Source organism: Streptococcus salivarius (assembly GCF_000785515.1).
Lineage (GTDB): Bacteria > Bacillota > Bacilli > Lactobacillales > Streptococcaceae > Streptococcus > Streptococcus salivarius.
In genome coordinates, this window is sequence record NZ_CP009913.1 from 1271868 (window position 1) to 1292843 (window position 20976).

Consider the following 20976-nt stretch of genomic DNA (forward strand, 5'->3'; position numbering starts at 1 on the left):
CTCCTCTTTGTTGTTGAACTTATCTTACCAAAGAAATGGGTAGCTGTATAATTGCTATTAGTTTTCTCTATATATAGTTTTAGACTATAACCTATAAAACAATGGGTTTCCAGCTCCCGTTATCTCCTTTTGTTTAGATATTGTTATAGCTAATAACTATATATAAACCTGATAAATCCTTTTTTATAACAAAAAATCCCTAGACTTTTGTCTAGAGACTCTATTATTTACTAGGATTAGTATACTAAGCTCTATAGGTGCTCAGTACTTTCTCTTGAAGCCAAGATGATGTATAAGACATATTCTCACTATTGTAACTATTCCAGATAAAATAACCAAAAACTACCAATACTAATAAGAAACAAATTCCTAATACGGCTAACCAAATGATTTGTTTCTTTAAGCTATCATACTCACTCATATAGCCATTATGGATTTTAATGAGTTCATTTCTTCTTTTGTTACTTGACTCTTTAGCAATGGCAATTTCTAGCTCATACATTTGATGCTTCCATGAATTCTTAGAAGTGCCTTTTTTCATTTTATGGTTTGAAAGACTGCTGTTGCCTTTCTCAAAGTTATTTTTTTTCAGTCATATTTCCCTCTAAAATCTTCTTTTAGTCCCTATCATTATAACATATGTAAAACTATCTGAAAAGTTCATTTTTGGTTAGAATTTTGAGAAAGAGAATTAAAACATGAAAAAGAACCAGAGGGAAACTTCTTATGTTATACTCTAAGTATGCATAAGAAAACTGTTATTGATTTTAAGGAACTTGGTGTCAGACAAATCTTTACAGACGCCATTAAAGAACTAAAAACAAAGGACATTAAGGAAGTTAAGCATCTTTTAGCTGAAGTCGAAGCCTATCAAAATAAGGGCTATTATGCAGTAGGTTATCTTTCCTATGAAGCTGCCCCTGCCTTCGAGACAAAATTTCAGGTTATTGATGGTCCATTAATGTCAGAGTATCTCCTCTACTTCACTATTCATGAAACTGTTCAAACAGAGCCTATTCCACTTGCTTATGAGCCAATTACCTTACCAAAATCTTGGCTAGAGCTAACTTCTGCAGAGGAATACAAGGCTGCTATTGAGCAAATACACCACCATATTCGACAAGGTGATACTTATCAGGTCAATTATACTGTTCAACTTCAACAGAAGCTGACAGCTGATCCCTTTGCCATCTATAACCGATTGGTTGTTGAGCAAAATGCACATTACAATGCCTTTATTCAGCACGATGATGTTTCTATCATTTCCATAAGCCCAGAACTCTTCTTTAAAAAAGATGGTGATAGACTGACCACTCGTCCAATGAAAGGTACCACCAATCGTGGTTTGACAACTGAAACTGACCTCAAACAAGCCCAATGGCTAGCTCAGGATCAGAAAAATCGCTCTGAAAATATGATGATTGTCGATCTTCTTAGAAATGACATGAATCGTATTTCAAAAATAGGAAGTGAAGATGTCAAGAGTCTTTGCCAAGTTGAACAATACTCTACGGTTTGGCAAATGACTTCGACTATTGAGACGCAACTCCTACCAAATAGTAGTTTAAGCGATGTCTTCCAAGCCCTTTTTCCATGCGGCTCGATTACAGGTGCTCCCAAAATAGCAACCATGGAGATTATTAAGAAGGTTGAAAAACAGCCTCGAGGTGTCTATTGTGGAGCTATTGGTATCTTGGTGCCAAAGGGACCTAGTATTTTTAACGTGGCTATTCGGACACTACAAATGAAAGGAACCAAGGCTATCTATGGTGTCGGAGGAGGTATTACCTGGGACAGCAACTGGGAAGCTGAATATGAAGAAACCAAGCAAAAAGCTGCTGTTCTATACCGTCAGAACCCAAGATTTGATCTCATCTCAACTGGTCGTGTCCATCAAGGAAAACTGTTATTTCTTGAGGAGCATATGAAACGCTTGCAAGAGAGTAGTCGCTACTTTGACTATCCTTTCAATGTGGAAAAAGCACACTATCAAGTCGAAATTCTGTGCCAATCACTAGACTTTGACAAAGATTACCGTCTTAAAATGTCACTTGCAAAAGATGGTGAACTGCAGTTTGAACATACCCAATTAACAAACTTATCCAATGACTTCTGCCAAGCAAGGTTAGTTGAGCAAAGGCATCCGTTGGATAGCCCCTATACCTTCTTCAAAACAAGTTACCGTCCTCACCTTAGTATCGAACCTCACGAACAAATCTATTATAATCATGAGGGGCAACTCCTAGAAACCTCTATCGGTAACATTGTGCTTAAAATCGAGGACCAACTCTACACACCACCCGTTCACCTCGGCCTCTTAAATGGCATCTACAGACAAAGCCTAATTGCTGATAATAAGCTTAAAGAAAAAGTCTTGACCGTAAAAGATATGGAACAGGCTCAGGCCATCTACGGATGCAATGCGGTGAGAGGCTTGTATGAATTGAAGGTGGAAGGATAGAATTATATTTAACGAAAAAATACAAGTTTTTTGTTCTCCCCTACTCTTGCTAAAGACAAAAGAAACTTCAATATTCTATTGGTAAAAAATCAACAATTTAATAGTAAAATAAAGTATAATACTTACTGATAGTTATTCAGTTATCGTGACTGTAATGATAAGTTTTTTGGCTTATAATTTACTAGCCTTAAAATTCAGTAATAATTTAGAAAGGATACAAACCTTAAATGAAAAAATTTAAAGGCTTGACTTCTGCTGAAGTTCAAGCAAGTAAAAGCGCCCATGGCGATAATAGGCTCTCTAGTAAAGAGGCTAACTCGCTCCTCTCAATCTTTATCGAAGCCTTCCAAGATCAATGGATTCTTATCCTCTTAGCTGCCTTAGGATTAAAAATCATCTTCAACTTTGTTGGAATGATTTTCCCTGCTATTGGTGAAGCCAATTGGTATGAGGCTATCTCACTAATTTTCGCCATTTTGATGTCTACAGGATTCTCAGCAGTCTCACAATACCGAAATGAGCAAAAATTCAACACTCTTCAAGAAGAGGCTTCAAAAACTAATGCTAAGGTTTATCGTGATGGTAAACTTAAAGAAGTTCTTGTTGATGATATTGTAAAAGGTGATCAAATTCTCCTTCAATCAGGGGACAAGATCCCAGTTGATGGTATCATCTTGGAAGGTGAGTTAAAAGTAAACCAAGCTGTCCTTAATGGTGAAAGTGAAGATGCTAAAAAACTTCCACTTGGTGATCAAGCAGAGCCAGACTCTTCCGACCTCTTTACAGAGCTCAAAGTCTTCCGTGGTACAGTTGTTACTTCAGGTGAAGCCGTTATGGAAGCTACACAAATTGGTGATAATACCGTTCTAGGAAGCATCAATACTTCTCTTCAAGAAGATAGTAAAGATTCACCATCCAAAGAAAAACTCAACAAGCTTGCTGGAAACATCGGTGTCCTCGGTTATAGTGCAGGTGCTGCATATTCAGTAATCAACCTTGTTTTAGGCTTTATTGCCCTTAATAAGGCTAATAACCTCAATGGTGGTTCAATCTTCCTTCTTATCATTGAAACGATTCTCTTTGCGGTTACAATCATCATCATGGCCGTTCCAGAAGGTCTTCCAATGATGTTGGCACTCGTTTCTTCAATGAACTCAGGACGACTTTTAGCTCAAAATATCCTGGTTCGCCATCCTGATACCATTGAAACAGCCGGATACATGAATATCCTCTTCAGTGATAAGACTGGTACTATCACTGAAGGTAAACTATCTGTAGTTGACTTCTTCCTTGCTGATGGAACACTTTATGCAGCTACTGGTGAAACTGACGCTCCTGATTTTGACACAATGTCAGATAGCCTTAAAGCTGAAATGATTAATGGTATCGGTCTTAATAACGACGCCATGGTAGCTGATGGCAGTGCTGTTGGTAGTAACGCCACTGACCGTGCACTTCTTGATTTCCTTATCGGATGTTCTCAACTTGATTTTGATACAAATACAATTACTGAGAAACAACAATTCAACTCAGCAACAAAATTTGCAAGTGTAACGACTAATAATGGAAAAACCTACATCAAAGGTGCTCCAGAATTCATCCTAAATGACTGCTACTACTATCTTGATAAAGATGGTAATAAACAAAACTTTACAGATGATATTAAAGCTCGCTTCCAAGATTTATCATTGGAACAAGCTAACCGTTCAATGCGTTTGCTTGCTATCCTAAATACAGATGGTAATGATAAAGTCTTGATTGGTATCGTATGTATCCGTGATAACGTTCGTTCTTCAATTAAACAAACTGTTGAAACAATGAATTGTGCAGGTGTTCAAGTAGTTATGGTAACTGGTGACCGTAAAGAAACCGCTGTTGCTATCGCTAAAGAAGCCGGTATCGTTACTGGTCAAAATGACCTTGTCCTTACTCACGATGAACTCTCTGCCCTCTCAGATCAAGAACTTAAACAACAATTGCCTCACTTAAAAGTGGTCAGTCGTGCCCTTCCAATGGATAAAAAACGTCTTATTGAGGCAGCTCAAGACCTCGATATGGTCGCTGGTATGACAGGTGATGGGGTCAATGACTCACCTGCCCTTAAATCGGCTGATGTCGGATTCTCAATGGGTGATGGTACTGAAGTCGCACGTGAAGCCTCAGATATCGTTATCTTGAATAACTCATTGACTTCGATTGAGAAAGCCGTCCTCTATGGACGTACTATGAGTAAGTCAGTAAGTAAATTCATTATCTTCCAGTTAACCGTAAACGTGACTACAATTGCTATGTCACTTCTCTCACCACTCTTGGGCCTCAAAGAACCATTTACAATTATCCAAATTCTCTGGATTAACCTTATCATGGACACACTTGCTGCCCTTGCCTTTGGTGAAGAGCCTACCCTAGATCGTTACATGAATGAAAAGCCAGTTGCTAAGAAGGCAAATATTCTCACTGGTTATATGAAATCTGCTATCGGTGTAGCCAGCGTCTTCATTACTCTTGTATGTTTAGCTATTCTTAAAAATGTTGGTGGTATCCAAGACTTTATCACAAATGGAACTGGCAACTTTGAAATGGTAACAACATTCACCTTTACAGTATTTATCTATGCTGTCATTTTCAACTCACTTAATACACGTAGTAATGGATTCAATATTTTTGAACATATCGGCGAAAACAAGAAATTCTCAATTGTAATGATTTCTATTGCTGTCGTTCAAACCTTGATTATTCAATTCGGTGGAAAAGTATTTAGTACCGTTCCAATGGACGTTCAACACTATATCGTTGCTCTTCTTATCGCGGTTTTAATTATCCCTGCAGATTTAATTCGAAAAGCTCTAACTAAAAACAAATAACTATCTGTTTAACATATTATAAAACTTTACAAGGATAAAAAGGATTGGGAGTTATCCCAATCCTTTTTAATAATTTCCGAAGGTAATACCGTGGAAAGATCATAACATAAAAAGGCTTTAACAAGCCTTTTTGATTTATTAAGTAATGCTACTTAAACTGACTAGGAGCCCCTGTATAACCTGCCCAATCCTTACTATAAAAGCGGTCGTTCAAGTTATAGCTAGGTGCGGGTGTTGGATTACTTACAAATGGATCAACAGCCTTGTCAAAGGCCACCCAACCTTTCCATCCCATATGAATGGTATCTTGCATGAAGTAAGGTTGATCTCCATCTTTTGAGAAGTCAGCAATATTGGTGAAGCCTTGATTTTCCAATTGATAACGGATTTTAGAAACCGTAGCGTCATACATTTCTTGACTTAGTCCCGTATAAGCCATCCACTTGCTATTAACAGGTGGGATGACAAAGATAACGTTAGTATTTGACTTCGCAAATTGATTTAAGACTAACTGTAGGTCACCGTATTCTTGTGAAACTTCATACGAAAGATTCTTTTGGAAACCTTTAAGTTTACCAATCTTTTTAGCCAAACGTTTCTTATAGAAACGGTCATCGATACCAAAGTCGTTTGACTTGGTATGAGCTTCTGCATCTCTTACGGCAACCTGGTCAAGTGCCTCGTAAGAGAACTTGTCTGGCAACTCTTTAAGATAAGGAAGAACCTTCTTGTCGTAATTTGCATTATTTGATGCTGCAAAAGGACTGAACAAGGCATCTTCTCGCTTATTAAGCTCTGCCATAAATTGAATATAAGTCTTATCAAGAGAATTTAAATCTTGTCCATTAGCCACTTTAAAAAGTTGAGATTTCATAGTAATCTCAGGTTTCATCTCTAAGATACGCTGAGCAGCATATTGAGAATTTGCATCCGTCTGATTTTGACTTAAGAAACTACTAAGTTGGTCGTTATTGTAGAACTGCTGGAAAGCCGCAGAATTGTAACCTTTTTTAGTAAACCACTGTGGTGACAAGACGTAGACTGCTGTCCCATTTTTCAATTCAGGAATCATTTGTTGCATTCCCAAATATTGGTTTAGAGAGGCAGCCCCACGTTGTCCAATAAAATATGGGCGATAGTTACGGTCGTATTTTTCAGCTAAAACAGCTGGATGAAGGGCATCAAAACGCAACCACTCACTAGACCCAAAGAAAGGGACAAATCGATGATTCTTATCAGAAAGAGCTGTCGTCTTATTAATACGGCTCTTAAAGTTCTCAGTTGTCAAGGTTACTGCGTTACGTTTTTCAACCTCATAATTATGTTTTCTGCCTTGAGGGTAGGAAAAAATAACTACTACTACCAAGACTAAGGCACAGATTATAGGGCCAAAAATTTGCCATAAACGCTTAAGCATTGCGAAGCTCCGTTACCCCTTCAACAATCTTATTAGCTGTGTTCCAGTCATCACGACCAAATTCTGAAACTGGCACACGAATATCGAAACGTGATTCCAATTCAACGATAAGCTCAACTGTTCCCATAGAGTCGAGAACACCAGCATCGAAAAGGTCTTCATCCATCATGTCTGAAACATCTTCCATGAAGAGTTCATCAATAATTTCAATAACTTCTGATTTTACATCCATTTTTATAATTCCTTTACTTATTTTTTAGTGAACCAAAGGTCATTCAAGAATCCAGAGAAAATCAAGAATGACAACATAACAGTGTTAAATGTAATAAAGATTCCCAAAGCCTTCGTCCATTTATTTTCAGGAAGTGGCTCAAGACCAGCTTTCTTACGTTCTTTATTAATGGTCTTCTTCTTACGTAACCAGGCATCATTAATTCCTAGACCAATACCATGGAAAATACCATAAGCAATGTAGTACCAGGTAACTCCATGCCAGAATCCCATAACCATCATATTAATGACATAGGCAACATTTGATGTCGTGTTACGATTTTTAAAAACTTTGTTACGCATCAAAACCATAACCAAACGCATAAAGACAAAGTCACGGAACCAGAAAGACAAACTCATATGCCAACGATTCCAAAATTCTTTCAAGTCTCGTGAGATGAAAGGTTTGTCAAAGTTGATTGGGCTCTTGATCCCCATAAGGTTTGATGCTGCCAAGGCAAACATCGAGTAACCTGCAAAGTCAAAGAAGAGATCAAAACCGAAAACATACATGACACCAAGTGTTGGTAAATTAAAGATACCACCCTGAGCCAAAGCTTGCGCTTTCAGTGAAGGCAAGAGCATACTTCCGAAAATCTGAGCCAAAACAAACTTATAGAGGAAACCAAGCATGATATATTTTACAGCTTGCTCCAACATATTCATCAGCTCGTCTCGCTCAGGAATCGCTTGGTAATCTTCGTTAAAGCGTTTGAAGCGATCAATAGGACCACTCGTAAAGGTTGGCATAAAGAGCATGAATCGGAGGAATTCTCCAAGTGTAAACTCTTTTAAGACGCCATCCCGCATCTCGATAATCATACCAACTGACCGGAAGGTCAAGTAAGAAATACCAAGAAAGTTTAAGAGTGACTGAGTACCATTTATCGCAGGCTCTACCTTAACAAAAATCAAGGGAAGGACTACAAGAAATGAGTGTAAATAGAAAACCCATTTATTGTCCTTTTTACTGCGGTAATGTTTGTAGGAATAAACCCAGATGATTTGCCAAACAATATAGAAGAGTAAGGCTAGTAATTGGCTAGCATGTGTTCCTGTCAGAGCGAGAACAATAAAGGCTAGACTTACCAAACACTCATAAATCGCAAAACGCTTTTTAAAGAAGAGACCCACAAAGATTGGCAATAGAGCTAATCCAAGATAGATAAAATAGAAGGGGTTACCGTAGGCTTCTAAATGGGGTAGTTGTTTCAAGAAGTCAATCATCGGTTGTTAACCTCACTGATAAGACCCTTGATATCAATTTTCCCATTTGGTGTTAAAGGCAAGCTCTCACGATAGAGGAACTTAGTAGGCATCATGTAAGACATCATGATATCTTCTAAGTCAGCCTTAATCGCCTTGGTGATATCAATTTCACGTTCAAACTGCTCACGAACACCATCCTTAAGAATCACATAAGCCAAGAGGTTCTGAACCTTATGGTCTTTATTGTAACGTGGCACAGCTACTGCTGAATCAATATACTTAGACTTATTAAGGTTTTGTGAAACATCCTCTAACTCAATACGGAAACCATTAAATTTAATCTGGAAGTCCATACGACCACCGTAAAGAAGGAGACCTTCATCAGTCATCGTTCCTACATCACCAGTATGGTAAGCAGGAAGGTCATTAAACTCGAAGAAGGCTTCCGCAGTCTTTTCAGGATTGTTCATATATCCTTTTGAAACTGCTGGTCCTGAGACGATGATTTCACCTTGTTGACCATTTGGAAGGATATTGCCATCCTCATCGATAATATAAGTCGGTGAATCGTCCTTGGTATAACCAATCGGCAAACGCTTAAGGTTAGCCAGCATCTCATCAGTTACTGCTACTGCTGATAAGGCTACAGTTGCTTCAGTTGGTCCGTAAGCATTGATAATACGTGCTTCTGGGAAACGTTGGCGAAGCTTTTGAGCAGTCTTGACAGTCAACTCTTCTCCATCAAAATAGAAATGCGTAATTTCTGGCATCTTCTCTGCATTGAAGTCTTCAGACAACATTGCCATATCTGCAAAAGATGGTGTTGATGTCCAAATGGCAATTGGAAGTGAGAAGATCGTTTCAAAGAGCTTCTTGAAGTCCTGTGTAATGGCTGAAGGAAGAGCATAAAGTGTTCCTCCAAGTGCCAATGTAGGTGCCCAGTACATTACCGATAAGTCAAATGAATAAGGCGGTTGAGCCAGCATTTGTGGACGTGTTGGAGTCGCAAATTCCTTGTCCGTAATCATCCAGTTAGTGAAACTGAGGAGATTATTGTGTGAAATTTGTACCCCTTTAGGCTTACCTGTAGTTCCTGATGTAAAGATGATGTAATAAGTATCATCCCCCTTAACAGGATGAGTCACTTCATAGCTAGTCTTGCTTTCAAAAGCTGCTGTCACTTGGTCCAATGTTAGGATTGGAGCTTGGACATCCTCAAGTGGGAAGTCATTGATAGCAATAATCAGACTAGGCTCTGCTACTTCAACAATTGCCGTCACGCGCTCAAGAGCTGAGTGACTGTCAATTGGAATATAAGCGTGACCAGATTTAGTCAAAGCGACAAAAGTTGCCAACATTTCATACTCTTGACCGCCATAAACCACAACAGGTGATTTTTCTGAAATATCAAGACTATCAATCTTGGCAGCTAGGCTATCCGAGTCAGCTTTTAAGTCACCGTAAGTGTGAACTTCCCCTAAAATATTGTAAACAGGAAAGTCAGGTTGTGATTGAGCAAACTGCTCAATCGTTTCAATCATATCTTTAATTTTTGTATTCGTCATTATTCTTCCTAAAATTCGTTATAGATAAAATTACCTTGACCTTGTCCTAGGTAATTGTAGAGATAAATTAGGGCCATAAAAATGGCGAAATAAAGCAAGGTTTGTCCTAAAAACACTAGGACGTTTTTATGTTTTAACATTCTAATTTTCGATACCTTTTTTTTATATAATATCCTCTTTAGTTTACCATCTTATCGCCATTTTTTCCAATAAAAAAGAAAAAATAACTAAATTTCATTTCTTTTTCATCAATAGTTTTTAGTGATAAATGGTTAGCTAAAATGATAAAAGAAAACAGAGCTTAAAAGCTCTGTTGGATTTAACTATTTTGTGTCTTTTGGGCCGTCTGCATACGATAGTACATTCCCTTAGCTTGCATCAGTTGTTCATGGGTTCCGTGTTCAACGATATCCCCATTATTCATGACCAAAATAAGGTCCGCATTTTCGATGGTAGATAATCGATGGGCAATGATGAAACTTGTTCGACCTTTCATTAATTTAGCAAAAGCCTCTTGAATGAGAAGCTCTGTACGGGTATCGATACTAGAAGTGGCTTCATCCAAGATTAAGATTTTAGGCACATTGACAAATATGCGAGCAATGGTCAAAAGCTGACGTTGTCCCTGAGAAAGGGATTGTCCCGCATCATTCAAGTAGGTGTCATAACCTTGAGGCAACTGCTGAATAAAGAAATCTGCATTGGCAGCCTTGGCCGCTGCTATGACTTCTTCACGACTGGCTTCTGGATTAGCATAGGCAATATTATCATGAATAGTGCCGACCTCAAGCCAAGTTTCCTGCAAAACCATCCCAATCTGTTTCCGAAGACTCTCACGGGTATAATCTGTAATAGGTCTCCCGTCCAGTAGAATGTTCCCCTTGTCCAAATCATAGAAACGCATAAGTAGGTTAATCAAGGTAGATTTCCCCGCTCCTGTTGGACCAACAATGGCAACAGTACTTGCGGCAGGGATATCAATACTCAAATCCTTGATAAGAGGTTTATTAGGCAAATAGCCAAATTGGACATGGTCAAATTGAAAACGTCCCTGCACATCTGCTTCTTCCAAGACCGCCTTACCTGTTTCTGTTATTTCCTCTTCATCCAATATCATATAAAGGCGATCAGCACAGGCCAAAGCACTTTGAAGTTCAGATAGAACAGATGAGATATCATTAAAAGGTTTGGTATACTGGGTGACATAATTTAGGAAGGTAGTCAATTGTCCCACTGTAAAAGCGCCACCCGACATGATTCGATAAGCACCAACACCTGCAATGAGAGCATAGATCAGACTATTGACAAAACGTGTAGCTGGGTTAACTGCTGACGAATAAAAGATAGCACCCTGTGAATAATCAGCATACTTACCATTGACGTCTTTAAAACTCCTAACCATCTGGTCTTGAGCATTTAGACTCTGTACTAAAGCTTCTTGAGTCAGACTTTCCTCAATCAACTGAGTCTGCATGCCTCGCCATTTAGTTTGATTGCGATAGAGTTGATAGCTCTTCTTTGCGATAAAACGTGCCACAAGCATTGACAGAGGCGTCATCACTAGAACTAAGAGCATCATGAACCAGTCTAAGCGAGCCATGGTAATGATTATGACAAAGATAGTCAAAAGCCCAACGAAAAATTGGTTAAAGACCATGAGAAGTCCGTTGTTTAACTGATCGCTATCTGTAGTCACACGGCTAACCATGTCTCCAGTTCCTTGACGATCAAGATAACTAAGTGGCATAGCATGAATTTTCATCATGACTCGTTCACGTAAACTTTCGCTATATGAATAAATTAATCGATTATAAATCAAAGGGTTAAGCCACTGGATTGCACTATTAGCTAAGATAACTACAAGCATCTGCCAAATTAAACGTGACATCAATAGAACGGCGTTCATCTTAAGAACAGCGTCCACTGCATCACCAATTAAGATAGGTAAGTAAACCGTTAAGGCAACTTGAATAATGGTCCCAACAGTTGCTAAGGCAAAGAGGTAACGCTGACTTAAGATATCTCTACTTAAACGTTTAAGCGTTGATTTATTATTTCTAGCCTTCATCAGCGACCTCCTTTTGATGTTGAGAATAATGAATGTCTTGATAGAGTTTATTTGTGGCAAGCAATTCTTCATGATTACCTAAGCCAACTTGATGTCCCTTATCAAGCACCAAAATTTGATCAACAGCTTTTAGACTATTTGTTCTTTGCGAAATAATAATCAAACTCGTTGATTTAAGATTGTCTCTGATAGCCGCTAGTAGACGACTTTCAGTCAAGTAATCTAGGGCTGAAGTGGAGTCGTCCAAAATCAAGAATGGTGCTGGTCTCATCAGCGCACGCGCAATAGTCAAACGTTGACGTTGACCCCCCGAAAAATTACGGCCAAATGACTCAACTGGCTCATCTAAACCAAGATCTTTGTCTTTAACAAAATCAGCAGCCTGAGCCATGTCAAGAGCATGCCAGAGTTCTTGCTCACTCGGTTCGTGGTCAAGTCCTAATGACAAGTTTGAACGAATAGTTCCTCTAAATAGCTCAGCTTTTTGCGGGACGTAGGCAACCCAAGAACGCCACTCTTTAAGGTTTTTTGGTGATTTTTGATCTTTGAAAATAGCTAATGAACCAATCTGAGGCTGATATAAGTTCATGATTAAGTTCACCAATGTCGATTTACCCGAACCTGTACCACCAATAATACCTAGTGACTGACCTTGAGTAAGACTTACATGAATCTCTTGAAGTGATGGCTGACTAGCCGTAGGATAGGTAAAGGTCATCTGATCAATAGCTAGCACTGTGGAAGCCTGACTAGAAGTTCGGACTTCTAAAGGTGCTTCAATATCCTCATCTTGGAGTTCAAAAATAGCTTGTACCCGTTTCGCTGAAATAAAACTTTGATTCAGATTAGTCAACATCATGGCCAATTTAAGGAGCTCCGTCAAAATTTGCAAGAGATAATTGACCAGAGCAATCAGCATACCTTGGGACAAAAGACCAACTTGAATTTGCAGATTTCCTTGCCAAAGGATAGCAATCAAGGTCATATTAACAACCAAGAAAGTCAAAGGACTAATGAGACTTGCTATCACTCCTGTTTTGAGCTGCCACTTCTTCAAGTCTTTGTTGACGGCAGTAAAGTTATCTAATTCACGCTCACTTTGATCAAAAGCCCGAATAACCCTCATACCTTCAAGTTGTTGACGCGTATTGGTAACAATCGATTCATTAATCACTCGAATCTTGGCATATAAAGGATTGACGATGCGACTGGCTAGTACAATAATAAGAGTCAATACCAAGACCATGCCAAGAAACCATAGGGTCAAGCGTGGACTAATTCGGAATGCCATAATAATGGCTCCTGTCACGATAATTGGTGCCCTCAAAAAGAGCCTCAAAAATTGATTGATGCCCGTTTGGATTTGAAAGGTATCACCAGTCAAACGTGTCACCAAACTTGACGTTCCAATCTCATCCCGCTTTTCCTTTGATAAACGCATGATTTTCGCATACAAATCATTGGTTAAACCTCGGGCATAGCCAACGGCTGCTCTGGATGAAAAATACTGTGCTGAAATAGCAACAACAACCCCAATAACGGCAAGTCCGAACAAGAGAAAAATCATCATAAACAGATGATTTTGGTCTTTATTTGGAATAGTTGTGTCGACAATTCCAGCAATTACTAGAGGGACCAAGAGTTCGAAACTGGCTTCGATTAATTTAAAAACGGGTCCCAGGATACTGTCTTTGATGTATCCTCTAAAATACACTAATAATGCTTTCATTTGTCTTTCCTAAGTTTAACGTCCTTACTCTTAGAGGCGAGAGAACATACGCATCAAAAAGAGATTAAACTGTACTTCCTTAGCGTAGTAAATATTTCCGCCATTTGTATAAAGTTTTCCTCCACCATAGTACATGGCAACCGGTTGGTAATAGGTGTATGTTTGCCCGCTAGTGTTTCCTAGACTCGGAGCAACGACATTTTTAGAGTAAGCCTTTGCGAGTTCGACGGTGTTCACTCCACCATTATCAGCCACATAATCAATATAGGCCTTACCAAAATTATAGGCTTGTACTGCTGTCCAAGGATCCACCTTATGGTGGGCAGCTTCTTCCAGATTTTCCGACAGCACCGTCACCCCTTGACGAATACTTTCTTTTCGATCTGTTATGGAGTTGGTCACCCCTGTAGAACTTTCACTGGACTGCATCACGTCATCTGTCTTCCCCTTGGTTTCTGTGTAGATCATAGCCAGAACTAAATCGACATTGGTTGTATTTTCAATGTCGTCCTCAGCCAAAACCTCCTTAACCATGGATTCATAGGTTAAGACATGTTGAATATTGGCATGGATTCGATAGCATTGGATACCTATGATGAGGACTACGACAAAAACCGCCAGACGTCTTATCCATTTAAACATATTATTTATTGATGATATCCTCGATATTTTTGATGAGAATAGAGTAGGTACCATCAGGATTTTGAATAAACTCAACACTATCAGCATCCTGATACACATTATTAGGCACGATTAACTCAATTCCGTTCGATAACGATAATTTTTGATTCTCCAATTTCTTAATTTGACGTGAATGGTCAATATCTGATACCGAGATAGGCTCAGGTATGGCCTCTTTGAGCTCATCAACAAAGGTCAAACGAGCTGTCAAATTATTATCAAAGAGCTGGTCTGCCAATTTTTCAGGTGATAACTCTTGATCTTCTTCCAAATTATTGAAAATAGCAGATTTCATTTTTCCTTGGAAGTTAAAATCATCCTGATTAAAATTCTCAGCAATCTTCTGGGCAGTATCTTCAACCATCTTAATCGATTTTTTGACAGATTGTTCAGGCTGGACCTGCAACAGATTTTCAGAGAAATAATTGGCAAAGCTTCCATTATGCTTGATTCGCTTTTCAATCAAATAATACTGCTTACTACTACGATTGATTACCAAAGCTTCATCGGGTGTTTGGGCCGCAGAAGGCAAATTATTTTGTGACAATTGAATAGGATGTTGGCTATCTCCCAAAGAATGAATCAAACTATCCTTGAGAGCAATACGCAAGAAAGCAAAATACTCTTGCCCTTCTTTGTCAAACTGAATAAAGACCAAATCATTGGTCTTTTGGTCTTCAGAAATGACAAATTCTTCCTTCCAAAGTTGGGCAATCTTGACTGAGCTTTCCATCAAATCATCTCCTAAATGACTGATGAAAACATTCTCTGCATCGAAATAGCCACGTTTAGCCTCATCAGAGAAAACTTTAGAGAGTTTCTTTCGAAAATACTCATCTAAGCGTGGCGTTATTTCGAGGGGCCCTTCTGCTAAAACCAGCTCCGTATCATTTGGCGAAAACTGGTGAATGATAATGCGTTTAATATATAAATCTAACATAGTTTTTAATAGAGTGGGAAGGCATCTGTAAGAGCTTTAACTTCTCCACGAATGCGTTCCAAAACTTCAAGTTTATCGTGATTTTCCAAAGCTTCAACCATTAATTCAGCAATTTTACGGCTCTCAGCTTCACCCATACCACGACTTGTAATGGCTGGACTACCAACACGGATACCAGATGTCTTGAATGGAGACAATTGCTCGTAAGGAATACTATTCTTGTTCAAAGTAATATTAACTTCTTCAAGAACGTTTTGTGCAACTTTACCATTTTCAACAACTTTAGTCACATCAACCAAGAAGAGGTGATTGTTAGTTCCACCTGAGATAACACGGAAATCTGGATGTTGATTGAAAACATCAGCCATGGCAGCTGCGTTCTTGATAACATTTTCCCCATATTCCTTAAAGGCAGGGTCAAGTGCTTCTTTAAGAGCAACAGCCTTAGCAGCAATAACGTGTTCCAATGGACCACCTTGCAAACCAGGGAAGACCGCAGAATTCAATTTCTTAGCGATATCTTCATCATCAGTCAAAATCAAACCACCACGAGGACCACGAAGTGTCTTGTGAGTTGTTGTAGTGGTCACATGTGCATGAGGAACTGGACTTGGATGATGACCAGAGGCTACAAGACCAGCAATGTGAGCCATATCTACCATGAGGTATGCACCTACAGCATCAGCAATTTCACGGAATTTAGCAAAATCAATGATACGTGAGTAAGCTGAAGCCCCAGCCACGATGAGTTTTGGTTGTACTTCTTTAGCTTGAGCAAGAATAGCATCGTAATCAAGGAGTTCAGTTTCCTTATCAACGTTGTAAGCCACAAAGTTATAGGTCTTACCAGAGAAGCTAACTGGTGCACCATGTGTCAAGTGTCCACCCGCTGACAAATCCATCCCCATAACCGTATCACCTGGTTGGATTAAAGACATGTAAACAGCAGCATTGGCTTGGCTACCTGAGTGAGGTTGCACGTTGGCAAATTTAGCTCCAAAAAGTTCTTTGGCACGCTCAATAGCAAGAGACTCAACCACATCAATCACGTCTGTACCACCATAGTAACGTTTACCTGGATAGCCTTCTGCGTACTTGTTAGTCAAGAGTGTTCCTTGAGCAGCCATTACAGCTTTAGATACCACGTTCTCAGAGGCAATCAACTCAATATTGTTTTGCTGACGTTCTGCCTCAGCATCGATGGCGTTCCATAGTTCAGGGTCAAATGCTTTGTAATCTTCTTTATCAAAAATCATAGAGGTCTCCTTTGAGGTCTAATGGGGTTCAATCAACTCACCCACATACAGTCGGAAATTATCTCACACTTCCATAGGTCTCTGTTAGTCATTTATTCTATGGTCAACTCGGGTAGAGCCGCCAATAGGTCTTCTTTTGTAATCTTCCCTTGTCTGAGAATTTTAGCCGGTGAAACAGATAAATCCAAAATCGTCGAATCTACACCTAACAAGGCAGCGTCATCTTGATAGCCTGTCACCTGAAAATCAAATTGCGCTCTTATTTGGTCAAAATAACGACCACTAGCCTCCCCAGACTTATTGGCTGAGGGACCAATTAAAGGACCTTCCGCTTGGATCAGCTCTCTAGTGACAGGATGATTTGGCAAACGGAAGCCAACTGTCGCCAATCCTGAATTAATCCATCTGGGGACTTTATCATTAGCTTTTAAAATGATAGTCAAAGGTCCAGGCAAAAAAGCATCATACAATTGTTTCAAATACTTGGGTTGCTCTTTTGAGTAGGACAGGATATCTTCATAAGAAGCGACATTCAAATTCATAGCTTTATCTCTAGGACGATTTTTCAGCTCATAGACATGGTTTACAGCACTCTCATCCATAGCCTTAGCAAATAGACCATAGACAGTCTCTGTAGGAAGAACGACTGCACCACCGTCAGCCAAGATTTCTCTTAATACTTTCTTACTTTTCATCATCCATCACGACCATTCTATCTTGTCCAAATTGGTCCTTAAGGACACGCACTCGCTTATCTGGAAAATGTAGAGACAAGAGTCCCTTCAAATCCTGGCCCTGCTTATAGCCAATTTCAAAGTAGAGCTTTCCACTAGGAGTCAAATACTTATCTGCCTCCTCAATAATCTGTCTATAAATGGCAAGTCCCTCTTCATCAGCAAACAAGGCCATCTTTGGCTCGCTAGCCAAGACATTGATACCAACTTCGTTCTTATCATTTTCAGAAATATAGGGAGGATTTGACACAATGATATCAAAACTGCCAGAAATATTTTCGAAAACATCTGATTGAACAAAGCTGATGGCTACCTGATTTAGCTTAGCATTCTCCTGAGCAAGCTCTATCGCATCCACTGATAAGTCACTAGCTGTTACTTGCCAAAGGGGGCGACTCTTTTTCAGGGATACCGAAATAGCACCACTCCCAGTTCCGATATCAAGAACCTTAAGCTCTGTGCTTGGATTTTCCGCTAAAATCAAGTCCACTAGTTCTTCAGTTTCAGGACGTGGAATCAAGACACGTTCATCAACCTGAAAACGTAAACCATGAAAGTCTTCATAGCCCAAGATATACTGAGCAGGCTTGTGTTTCTTTAGTTGGCTAAATGCATGAGCTAATAGCTCAGCATCTTCCTCTGAAACTTCCTGACGCAATTGAAGAACAAAATGAGTCAAGTCCCACTGCTTCAAACCACGATAAACAAAGGAAAGGGCCTCTGGCTCTTCTCCAACTGCCTCAAGCTGCTTCTCATAGTCAGCCAGAACATCCGCTAGAATCATTTGTTAAGCTCTTCCAATTTTTGCGTTTGATCATAAAGAACCAAGGCATCCACAACTTCATCTAGTTTCCCAGCCAAAATCGTATCTAGTTTTTGAAGGGTCAAACCAATACGGTGATCCGTTACACGGTTTTGTGGGAAGTTGTAAGTACGGATACGCTCTGAACGATCTCCTGTACCAACAGTAGACTTACGCTCAGCATCTTGTTCATCTTGAGCGATTTGTGCAAAGTGGTCCGCAACACGCGCACGGATAATCTTCATGGCTTTATCACGGTTCTTCTGTTGTGTACGTTCTTCTTGCATCTCTACTTTGATTCCAGTAGGAATGTGAACCATACGAACCGCAGTCGCAACCTTATTGACGTTCTGACCACCAGCACCAGATGCGTGATAGATATCGACACGAAGGTCCTTAGGATCAATTTCGTACTCTACTTCTTCAACTTCTGGCATAACCAAAACAGTTGCTGTAGAGGTATGAACACGACCTTGGCTCTCAGTCACAGGCACACGTTGTACACGGTGTGCTCCTGATTCATATTTGAGTTTTGAGTAGACTGATTGTCCTGAAACCATGGCAACCACTTCTTTGATACCACCGACACCATTATAAGAAGCTTCCATGACCTCAAAGCGCCAACCTTGTGTTTCTGCGTATTTTTGGTACATAGCTAAAAGGTCACCTGCAAACAAGGCAGCTTCATCACCACCTGCGGCTCCACGGATTTCGAGGATGATATTCTTGTCATCATTAGGGTCTTTTGGCAAGAGAAGAATTTTCAAGCGTTCTTCGTACTCTTCTTTAGCGGCTTTGGATTCTTTGAGTTCTTCCTTAGCCATTTCTTCCAAGTCAGGATCACCACTTGCTTCCTTAATCATCTCTTCAGCGTCTGAGATACTTTGGATGACTTGCTTGTACTCACGGTATGCTGTCACAGTTTCACGAGTATTTGCCTCTTCACGCGACAACTCCATGAAGCGTTTAGTGTCTGAAACGACTTCAGGGTCACTAAGCAATTCACCCAATTCCTCATAACGGTCTTCAACCGCTTGTAACTGATCATAAATATTCATTTGTTATCTTTACTCCTTATATAACTAATAGTCGTTTTCAGCCTTATTCAAAGGGATTATGTTTTCTTGAGGTGGATTAAACCAGTGCTTTCGGCAAACGGAGATATAACTCTCGTGTCCTCCAATTTGAACTTGTGCTCCCTCATAAACTGGCTTACCATCTTCCATACGAAGAACCATGGTTGCCTTTCTCGAGCAATAATGACAAATAGTCTTGATTTCATCAATCTTATCAGACAAAAGCAAAAGATATTTAGAACCTTCAAAGAGATTGTTCTGAAAATCATTTTTGAGACCAAAAGCCATCACTGGGATATCTAACTCATCAACAATTCGTGCCAAATCATAGACATTCGCACGGGTCAAAAACTGAGCCTCATCAACTAAAACGCAGTAAGGTCGTGGATCCATATGAGCAATGTAACCAAAAATATCCGTATCATCACCAATAGGATAGGCCTTCCGTTTCATGCCAATACGACTAGAGATATAGCCGACCCCATCTCGATTATCCAAACGACTGGTCAACAATACTACTGGTTTCCCTTGTTCTTCGTAATTATAGGCAACCTTAAGAATTTCAATGGATTTCCCAGAATTCATGGTGCCGTAGCGAAAATAAAGTTGTGCCAAACCAGTCTCCTCTAAAATATGTATTGTACTTATTTTATCATAATTCCAAGCGTAAAAGGGAGGGAGACTGAACAATTTTTTGAAAAAAGTTCGCCTCTCTCCCTTATTTTTATGCTAGGTTTGACTGGTATTCCAAATGGCTCAATCTTATCTTCCTGATAAAGTTTTACCAGTCTAAAAGTTTCTTATGAATAGGCTTTAGCCAATTTTTCAAGAAGTTCTTCTTTCTCCTCATCGCTGGCAAATGAAGCTTCAATTGCCGTCTTATTATGAGCATAAAAGTCTTGAACTGAGCTATCAAAATGCTTGTGATAGAGTTCGTACTCTTTGGTCAGGTTTGTATCAGAAACGGTACGATTGTCCGTATTAATAGTAATATTAGCCCCTGCCGCTTTCATTTTTAGATAAGGAAAATCAGTAACTGTAACAGCTGCCTTGGTCTGGAGATTACTTGTTAAACATAACTCTCCTGTGACACCATTTTTGACAAACTCTTCCAAAAGCTCGGGTTCTTGAGCCAAAATCGTTGCATGGCCATTACGCTTAATTCCCATGGCAATCGACTCAGCCAAAAAGGCAGGGCAACCACACTCACCAGCATGAAAAGTCATCGGACGGTTGTAACTTTGGACTTGTTCAATCAAAGGTTTAATCGCTTTAGGTCCATAATGATGTTCATCTCCAGCAAAATCAAAACCAACAAAGTCACTATTTTCAACTTCATTTGCTTCATCAAGAATACGAGCCGTTAATTCTTGATCTGATTGGCGCATGCCACAAACTAGGGCCTTGGCTACAATACCAAATTCTTCTTGAGCTTGACGTAAGCCTTGACAAACAGCATCAATGGTCTCAGCGACAGTCAATCCCTTATCCATTGACAATTCTGGAGCAAAACGCACTTCAATATAGATGACATTTTCAAGAGCAGCCTGTTTTGCGACATCATAAGCCGCAATAGTCAAGGCTTCCTTTGTTTGAAGCAAAGGACGAATATAATCAAAAGCCTCAAGATAATCTAGGAGACTCTCACAGGTAGCCGGTGCTGTCACATGATGTTTGAGCTCCGCATCGTCCTCAGGTAACTCAATCTGTGCCAAGTCAGCTAGGTGACGAATGGTTTCCAATGATAGAGAACCATCCAAATGGCAGTGTAGTTCTGTTTTAGCCAACTTATGAAAATCAATAGCAGTCATTCTTTTCTTCCTCTCTAAACAATATGTTTTTTTATCAGATAAAAATTAATTTTTACTATCTTATCATTCTTATGGAAAAAGTCAAGGTGCCGC

Annotated in this window: 18 protein-coding genes; 2 read left to right on the forward strand and 16 right to left on the reverse strand. The window is 39.5% G+C overall.

The window, feature by feature from the left end; translation table 11 throughout:
* Positions 1-244: 244 nt before the first annotated feature.
* Positions 245-541, reverse strand: coding sequence for a hypothetical protein (locus SSAL8618_RS06130; RefSeq protein ID WP_052124402.1), 297 nt, complete (start codon positions 539-541; stop codon positions 245-247).
* Positions 542-742: 201 nt separating this feature from the next.
* Here SSAL8618_RS06130 and pabB point away from each other — a divergent pair, with 201 nt between their 5' ends.
* Together pabB and SSAL8618_RS06140 are read left to right on the forward strand one after the other, a co-directional pair.
* Entirely contained in the window at positions 743-2461 is a 1719-nt protein-coding gene (gene pabB, locus SSAL8618_RS06135; RefSeq protein WP_002885160.1) for an aminodeoxychorismate synthase component I, read from the forward strand.
* 227 nt (positions 2462-2688) lie between these two features.
* Entirely contained in the window at positions 2689-5325 is a 2637-nt protein-coding gene (locus tag SSAL8618_RS06140; RefSeq protein ID WP_038676176.1) for a calcium-translocating P-type ATPase, PMCA-type, read from the forward strand.
* Positions 5326-5473: 148 nt separating this feature from the next.
* On the opposite strand, the gene dltD is transcribed toward SSAL8618_RS06140, so the two are convergent.
* The 15 genes from dltD to add all read right to left on the reverse strand — a co-directional run bounded on the left by dltD (position 5474) and on the right by add (position 20883).
* Positions 5474-6742, reverse strand: coding sequence for a D-alanyl-lipoteichoic acid biosynthesis protein DltD (gene dltD, locus SSAL8618_RS06145; RefSeq protein WP_038676178.1), 1269 nt, complete (start codon positions 6740-6742; stop codon positions 5474-5476).
* Positions 6735-6974, reverse strand: coding sequence for a D-alanine--poly(phosphoribitol) ligase subunit DltC (gene dltC, locus SSAL8618_RS06150; RefSeq protein ID WP_002891149.1), 240 nt, complete (start codon positions 6972-6974; stop codon positions 6735-6737). The genes dltD and dltC overlap by 8 nt, the downstream gene beginning before the upstream one ends.
* 17 nt (positions 6975-6991) lie before the next feature.
* Positions 6992-8239: a D-alanyl-lipoteichoic acid biosynthesis protein DltB gene (dltB, locus tag SSAL8618_RS06155; protein WP_022496705.1), complete on the reverse strand. Its 1248-nt coding sequence runs from the start codon at positions 8237-8239 to the stop codon at positions 6992-6994.
* Complete coding sequence (gene dltA / locus SSAL8618_RS06160; RefSeq protein ID WP_038676180.1) at positions 8236-9786, reverse strand: D-alanine--poly(phosphoribitol) ligase subunit DltA; 1551 nt, start codon at positions 9784-9786, stop codon at positions 8236-8238. The genes dltB and dltA overlap by 4 nt, the downstream gene beginning before the upstream one ends.
* A gap of 8 nt (positions 9787-9794) precedes the next feature.
* Complete coding sequence (locus SSAL8618_RS06165) at positions 9795-9926, reverse strand: teichoic acid D-Ala incorporation-associated protein DltX (RefSeq protein ID WP_002885174.1); 132 nt, start codon at positions 9924-9926, stop codon at positions 9795-9797.
* A gap of 179 nt (positions 9927-10105) precedes the next feature.
* Positions 10106-11854: an ABC transporter ATP-binding protein gene (locus SSAL8618_RS06170; protein ID WP_038676182.1), complete on the reverse strand. Its 1749-nt coding sequence runs from the start codon at positions 11852-11854 to the stop codon at positions 10106-10108.
* Complete coding sequence (locus SSAL8618_RS06175) at positions 11844-13583, reverse strand: ABC transporter ATP-binding protein (RefSeq protein ID WP_038676183.1); 1740 nt, start codon at positions 13581-13583, stop codon at positions 11844-11846. Before SSAL8618_RS06175 ends, SSAL8618_RS06170 begins: the two co-directional genes overlap by 11 nt.
* A 30-nt stretch (positions 13584-13613) precedes the next feature.
* Complete coding sequence (locus SSAL8618_RS06180; RefSeq protein ID WP_022496709.1) at positions 13614-14225, reverse strand: lysozyme family protein; 612 nt, start codon at positions 14223-14225, stop codon at positions 13614-13616.
* 1 nt (position 14226) lies between these two features.
* Complete coding sequence (locus tag SSAL8618_RS06185) at positions 14227-15204, reverse strand: nucleoid-associated protein (RefSeq protein WP_004182031.1); 978 nt, start codon at positions 15202-15204, stop codon at positions 14227-14229.
* 5 nt (positions 15205-15209) lie between these two features.
* Positions 15210-16460 carry a serine hydroxymethyltransferase gene (glyA, locus tag SSAL8618_RS06190; RefSeq protein ID WP_038676185.1) on the reverse strand — a complete coding sequence of 417 codons (1251 nt, stop codon included), beginning with the start codon at positions 16458-16460 and terminating at the stop codon, positions 15210-15212.
* A 92-nt stretch (positions 16461-16552) separates the two neighbouring features.
* Entirely contained in the window at positions 16553-17158 is a 606-nt protein-coding gene (locus SSAL8618_RS06195; RefSeq protein ID WP_004182037.1) for an L-threonylcarbamoyladenylate synthase, read from the reverse strand.
* Complete coding sequence (prmC, locus tag SSAL8618_RS06200; protein WP_004182055.1) at positions 17145-17978, reverse strand: peptide chain release factor N(5)-glutamine methyltransferase; 834 nt, start codon at positions 17976-17978, stop codon at positions 17145-17147. The genes SSAL8618_RS06195 and prmC overlap by 14 nt, the downstream gene beginning before the upstream one ends.
* Positions 17975-19054: a peptide chain release factor 1 gene (gene prfA / locus SSAL8618_RS06205; RefSeq protein ID WP_002891161.1), complete on the reverse strand. Its 1080-nt coding sequence runs from the start codon at positions 19052-19054 to the stop codon at positions 17975-17977. Before prfA ends, prmC begins: the two co-directional genes overlap by 4 nt.
* Before the next feature lie 24 nt (positions 19055-19078).
* Entirely contained in the window at positions 19079-19687 is a 609-nt protein-coding gene (locus tag SSAL8618_RS06210) for a thymidine kinase (RefSeq protein ID WP_004182098.1), read from the reverse strand.
* 185 nt (positions 19688-19872) lie between these two features.
* A complete protein-coding gene (add, locus tag SSAL8618_RS06215; RefSeq protein WP_004182124.1) occupies positions 19873-20883 on the reverse strand; it encodes an adenosine deaminase in 1011 nt (336 codons plus the stop codon).
* Positions 20884-20976 lie beyond the last annotated feature (93 nt).

Bases quoted from the DNA above. Each gene is read 5' to 3' on its own strand.
- SSAL8618_RS06130 (WP_052124402.1), bottom strand. From the start codon at position 541: ATGAAAAAAGGCACTTCTAAGAATTCATGGAAGCATCAAATGTATGAG.
- pabB (WP_002885160.1), top strand. From the start codon at position 743: ATGCATAAGAAAACTGTTATTGATTTTAAGGAACTTGGTGTCAGACAA.
- SSAL8618_RS06140 (WP_038676176.1), top strand. From the start codon at position 2,689: ATGAAAAAATTTAAAGGCTTGACTTCTGCTGAAGTTCAAGCAAGTAAA.
- dltD (WP_038676178.1), bottom strand. From the start codon at position 6,742: ATGCTTAAGCGTTTATGGCAAATTTTTGGCCCTATAATCTGTGCCTTA.
- dltC (WP_002891149.1), bottom strand. From the start codon at position 6,974: ATGGATGTAAAATCAGAAGTTATTGAAATTATTGATGAACTCTTCATG.
- dltB (WP_022496705.1), bottom strand. From the start codon at position 8,239: ATGATTGACTTCTTGAAACAACTACCCCATTTAGAAGCCTACGGTAAC.
- dltA (WP_038676180.1), bottom strand. From the start codon at position 9,786: ATGACGAATACAAAAATTAAAGATATGATTGAAACGATTGAGCAGTTT.
- SSAL8618_RS06165 (WP_002885174.1), bottom strand. From the start codon at position 9,926: ATGTTAAAACATAAAAACGTCCTAGTGTTTTTAGGACAAACCTTGCTT.
- SSAL8618_RS06170 (WP_038676182.1), bottom strand. From the start codon at position 11,854: ATGAAGGCTAGAAATAATAAATCAACGCTTAAACGTTTAAGTAGAGAT.
- SSAL8618_RS06175 (WP_038676183.1), bottom strand. From the start codon at position 13,583: ATGAAAGCATTATTAGTGTATTTTAGAGGATACATCAAAGACAGTATC.
- SSAL8618_RS06180 (WP_022496709.1), bottom strand. From the start codon at position 14,225: ATGTTTAAATGGATAAGACGTCTGGCGGTTTTTGTCGTAGTCCTCATC.
- SSAL8618_RS06185 (WP_004182031.1), bottom strand. From the start codon at position 15,204: ATGTTAGATTTATATATTAAACGCATTATCATTCACCAGTTTTCGCCA.
- glyA (WP_038676185.1), bottom strand. From the start codon at position 16,460: ATGATTTTTGATAAAGAAGATTACAAAGCATTTGACCCTGAACTATGG.
- SSAL8618_RS06195 (WP_004182037.1), bottom strand. From the start codon at position 17,158: ATGATGAAAAGTAAGAAAGTATTAAGAGAAATCTTGGCTGACGGTGGT.
- prmC (WP_004182055.1), bottom strand. From the start codon at position 17,978: ATGATTCTAGCGGATGTTCTGGCTGACTATGAGAAGCAGCTTGAGGCA.
- prfA (WP_002891161.1), bottom strand. From the start codon at position 19,054: ATGAATATTTATGATCAGTTACAAGCGGTTGAAGACCGTTATGAGGAA.
- add (WP_004182124.1), bottom strand. From the start codon at position 20,883: ATGACTGCTATTGATTTTCATAAGTTGGCTAAAACAGAACTACACTGC.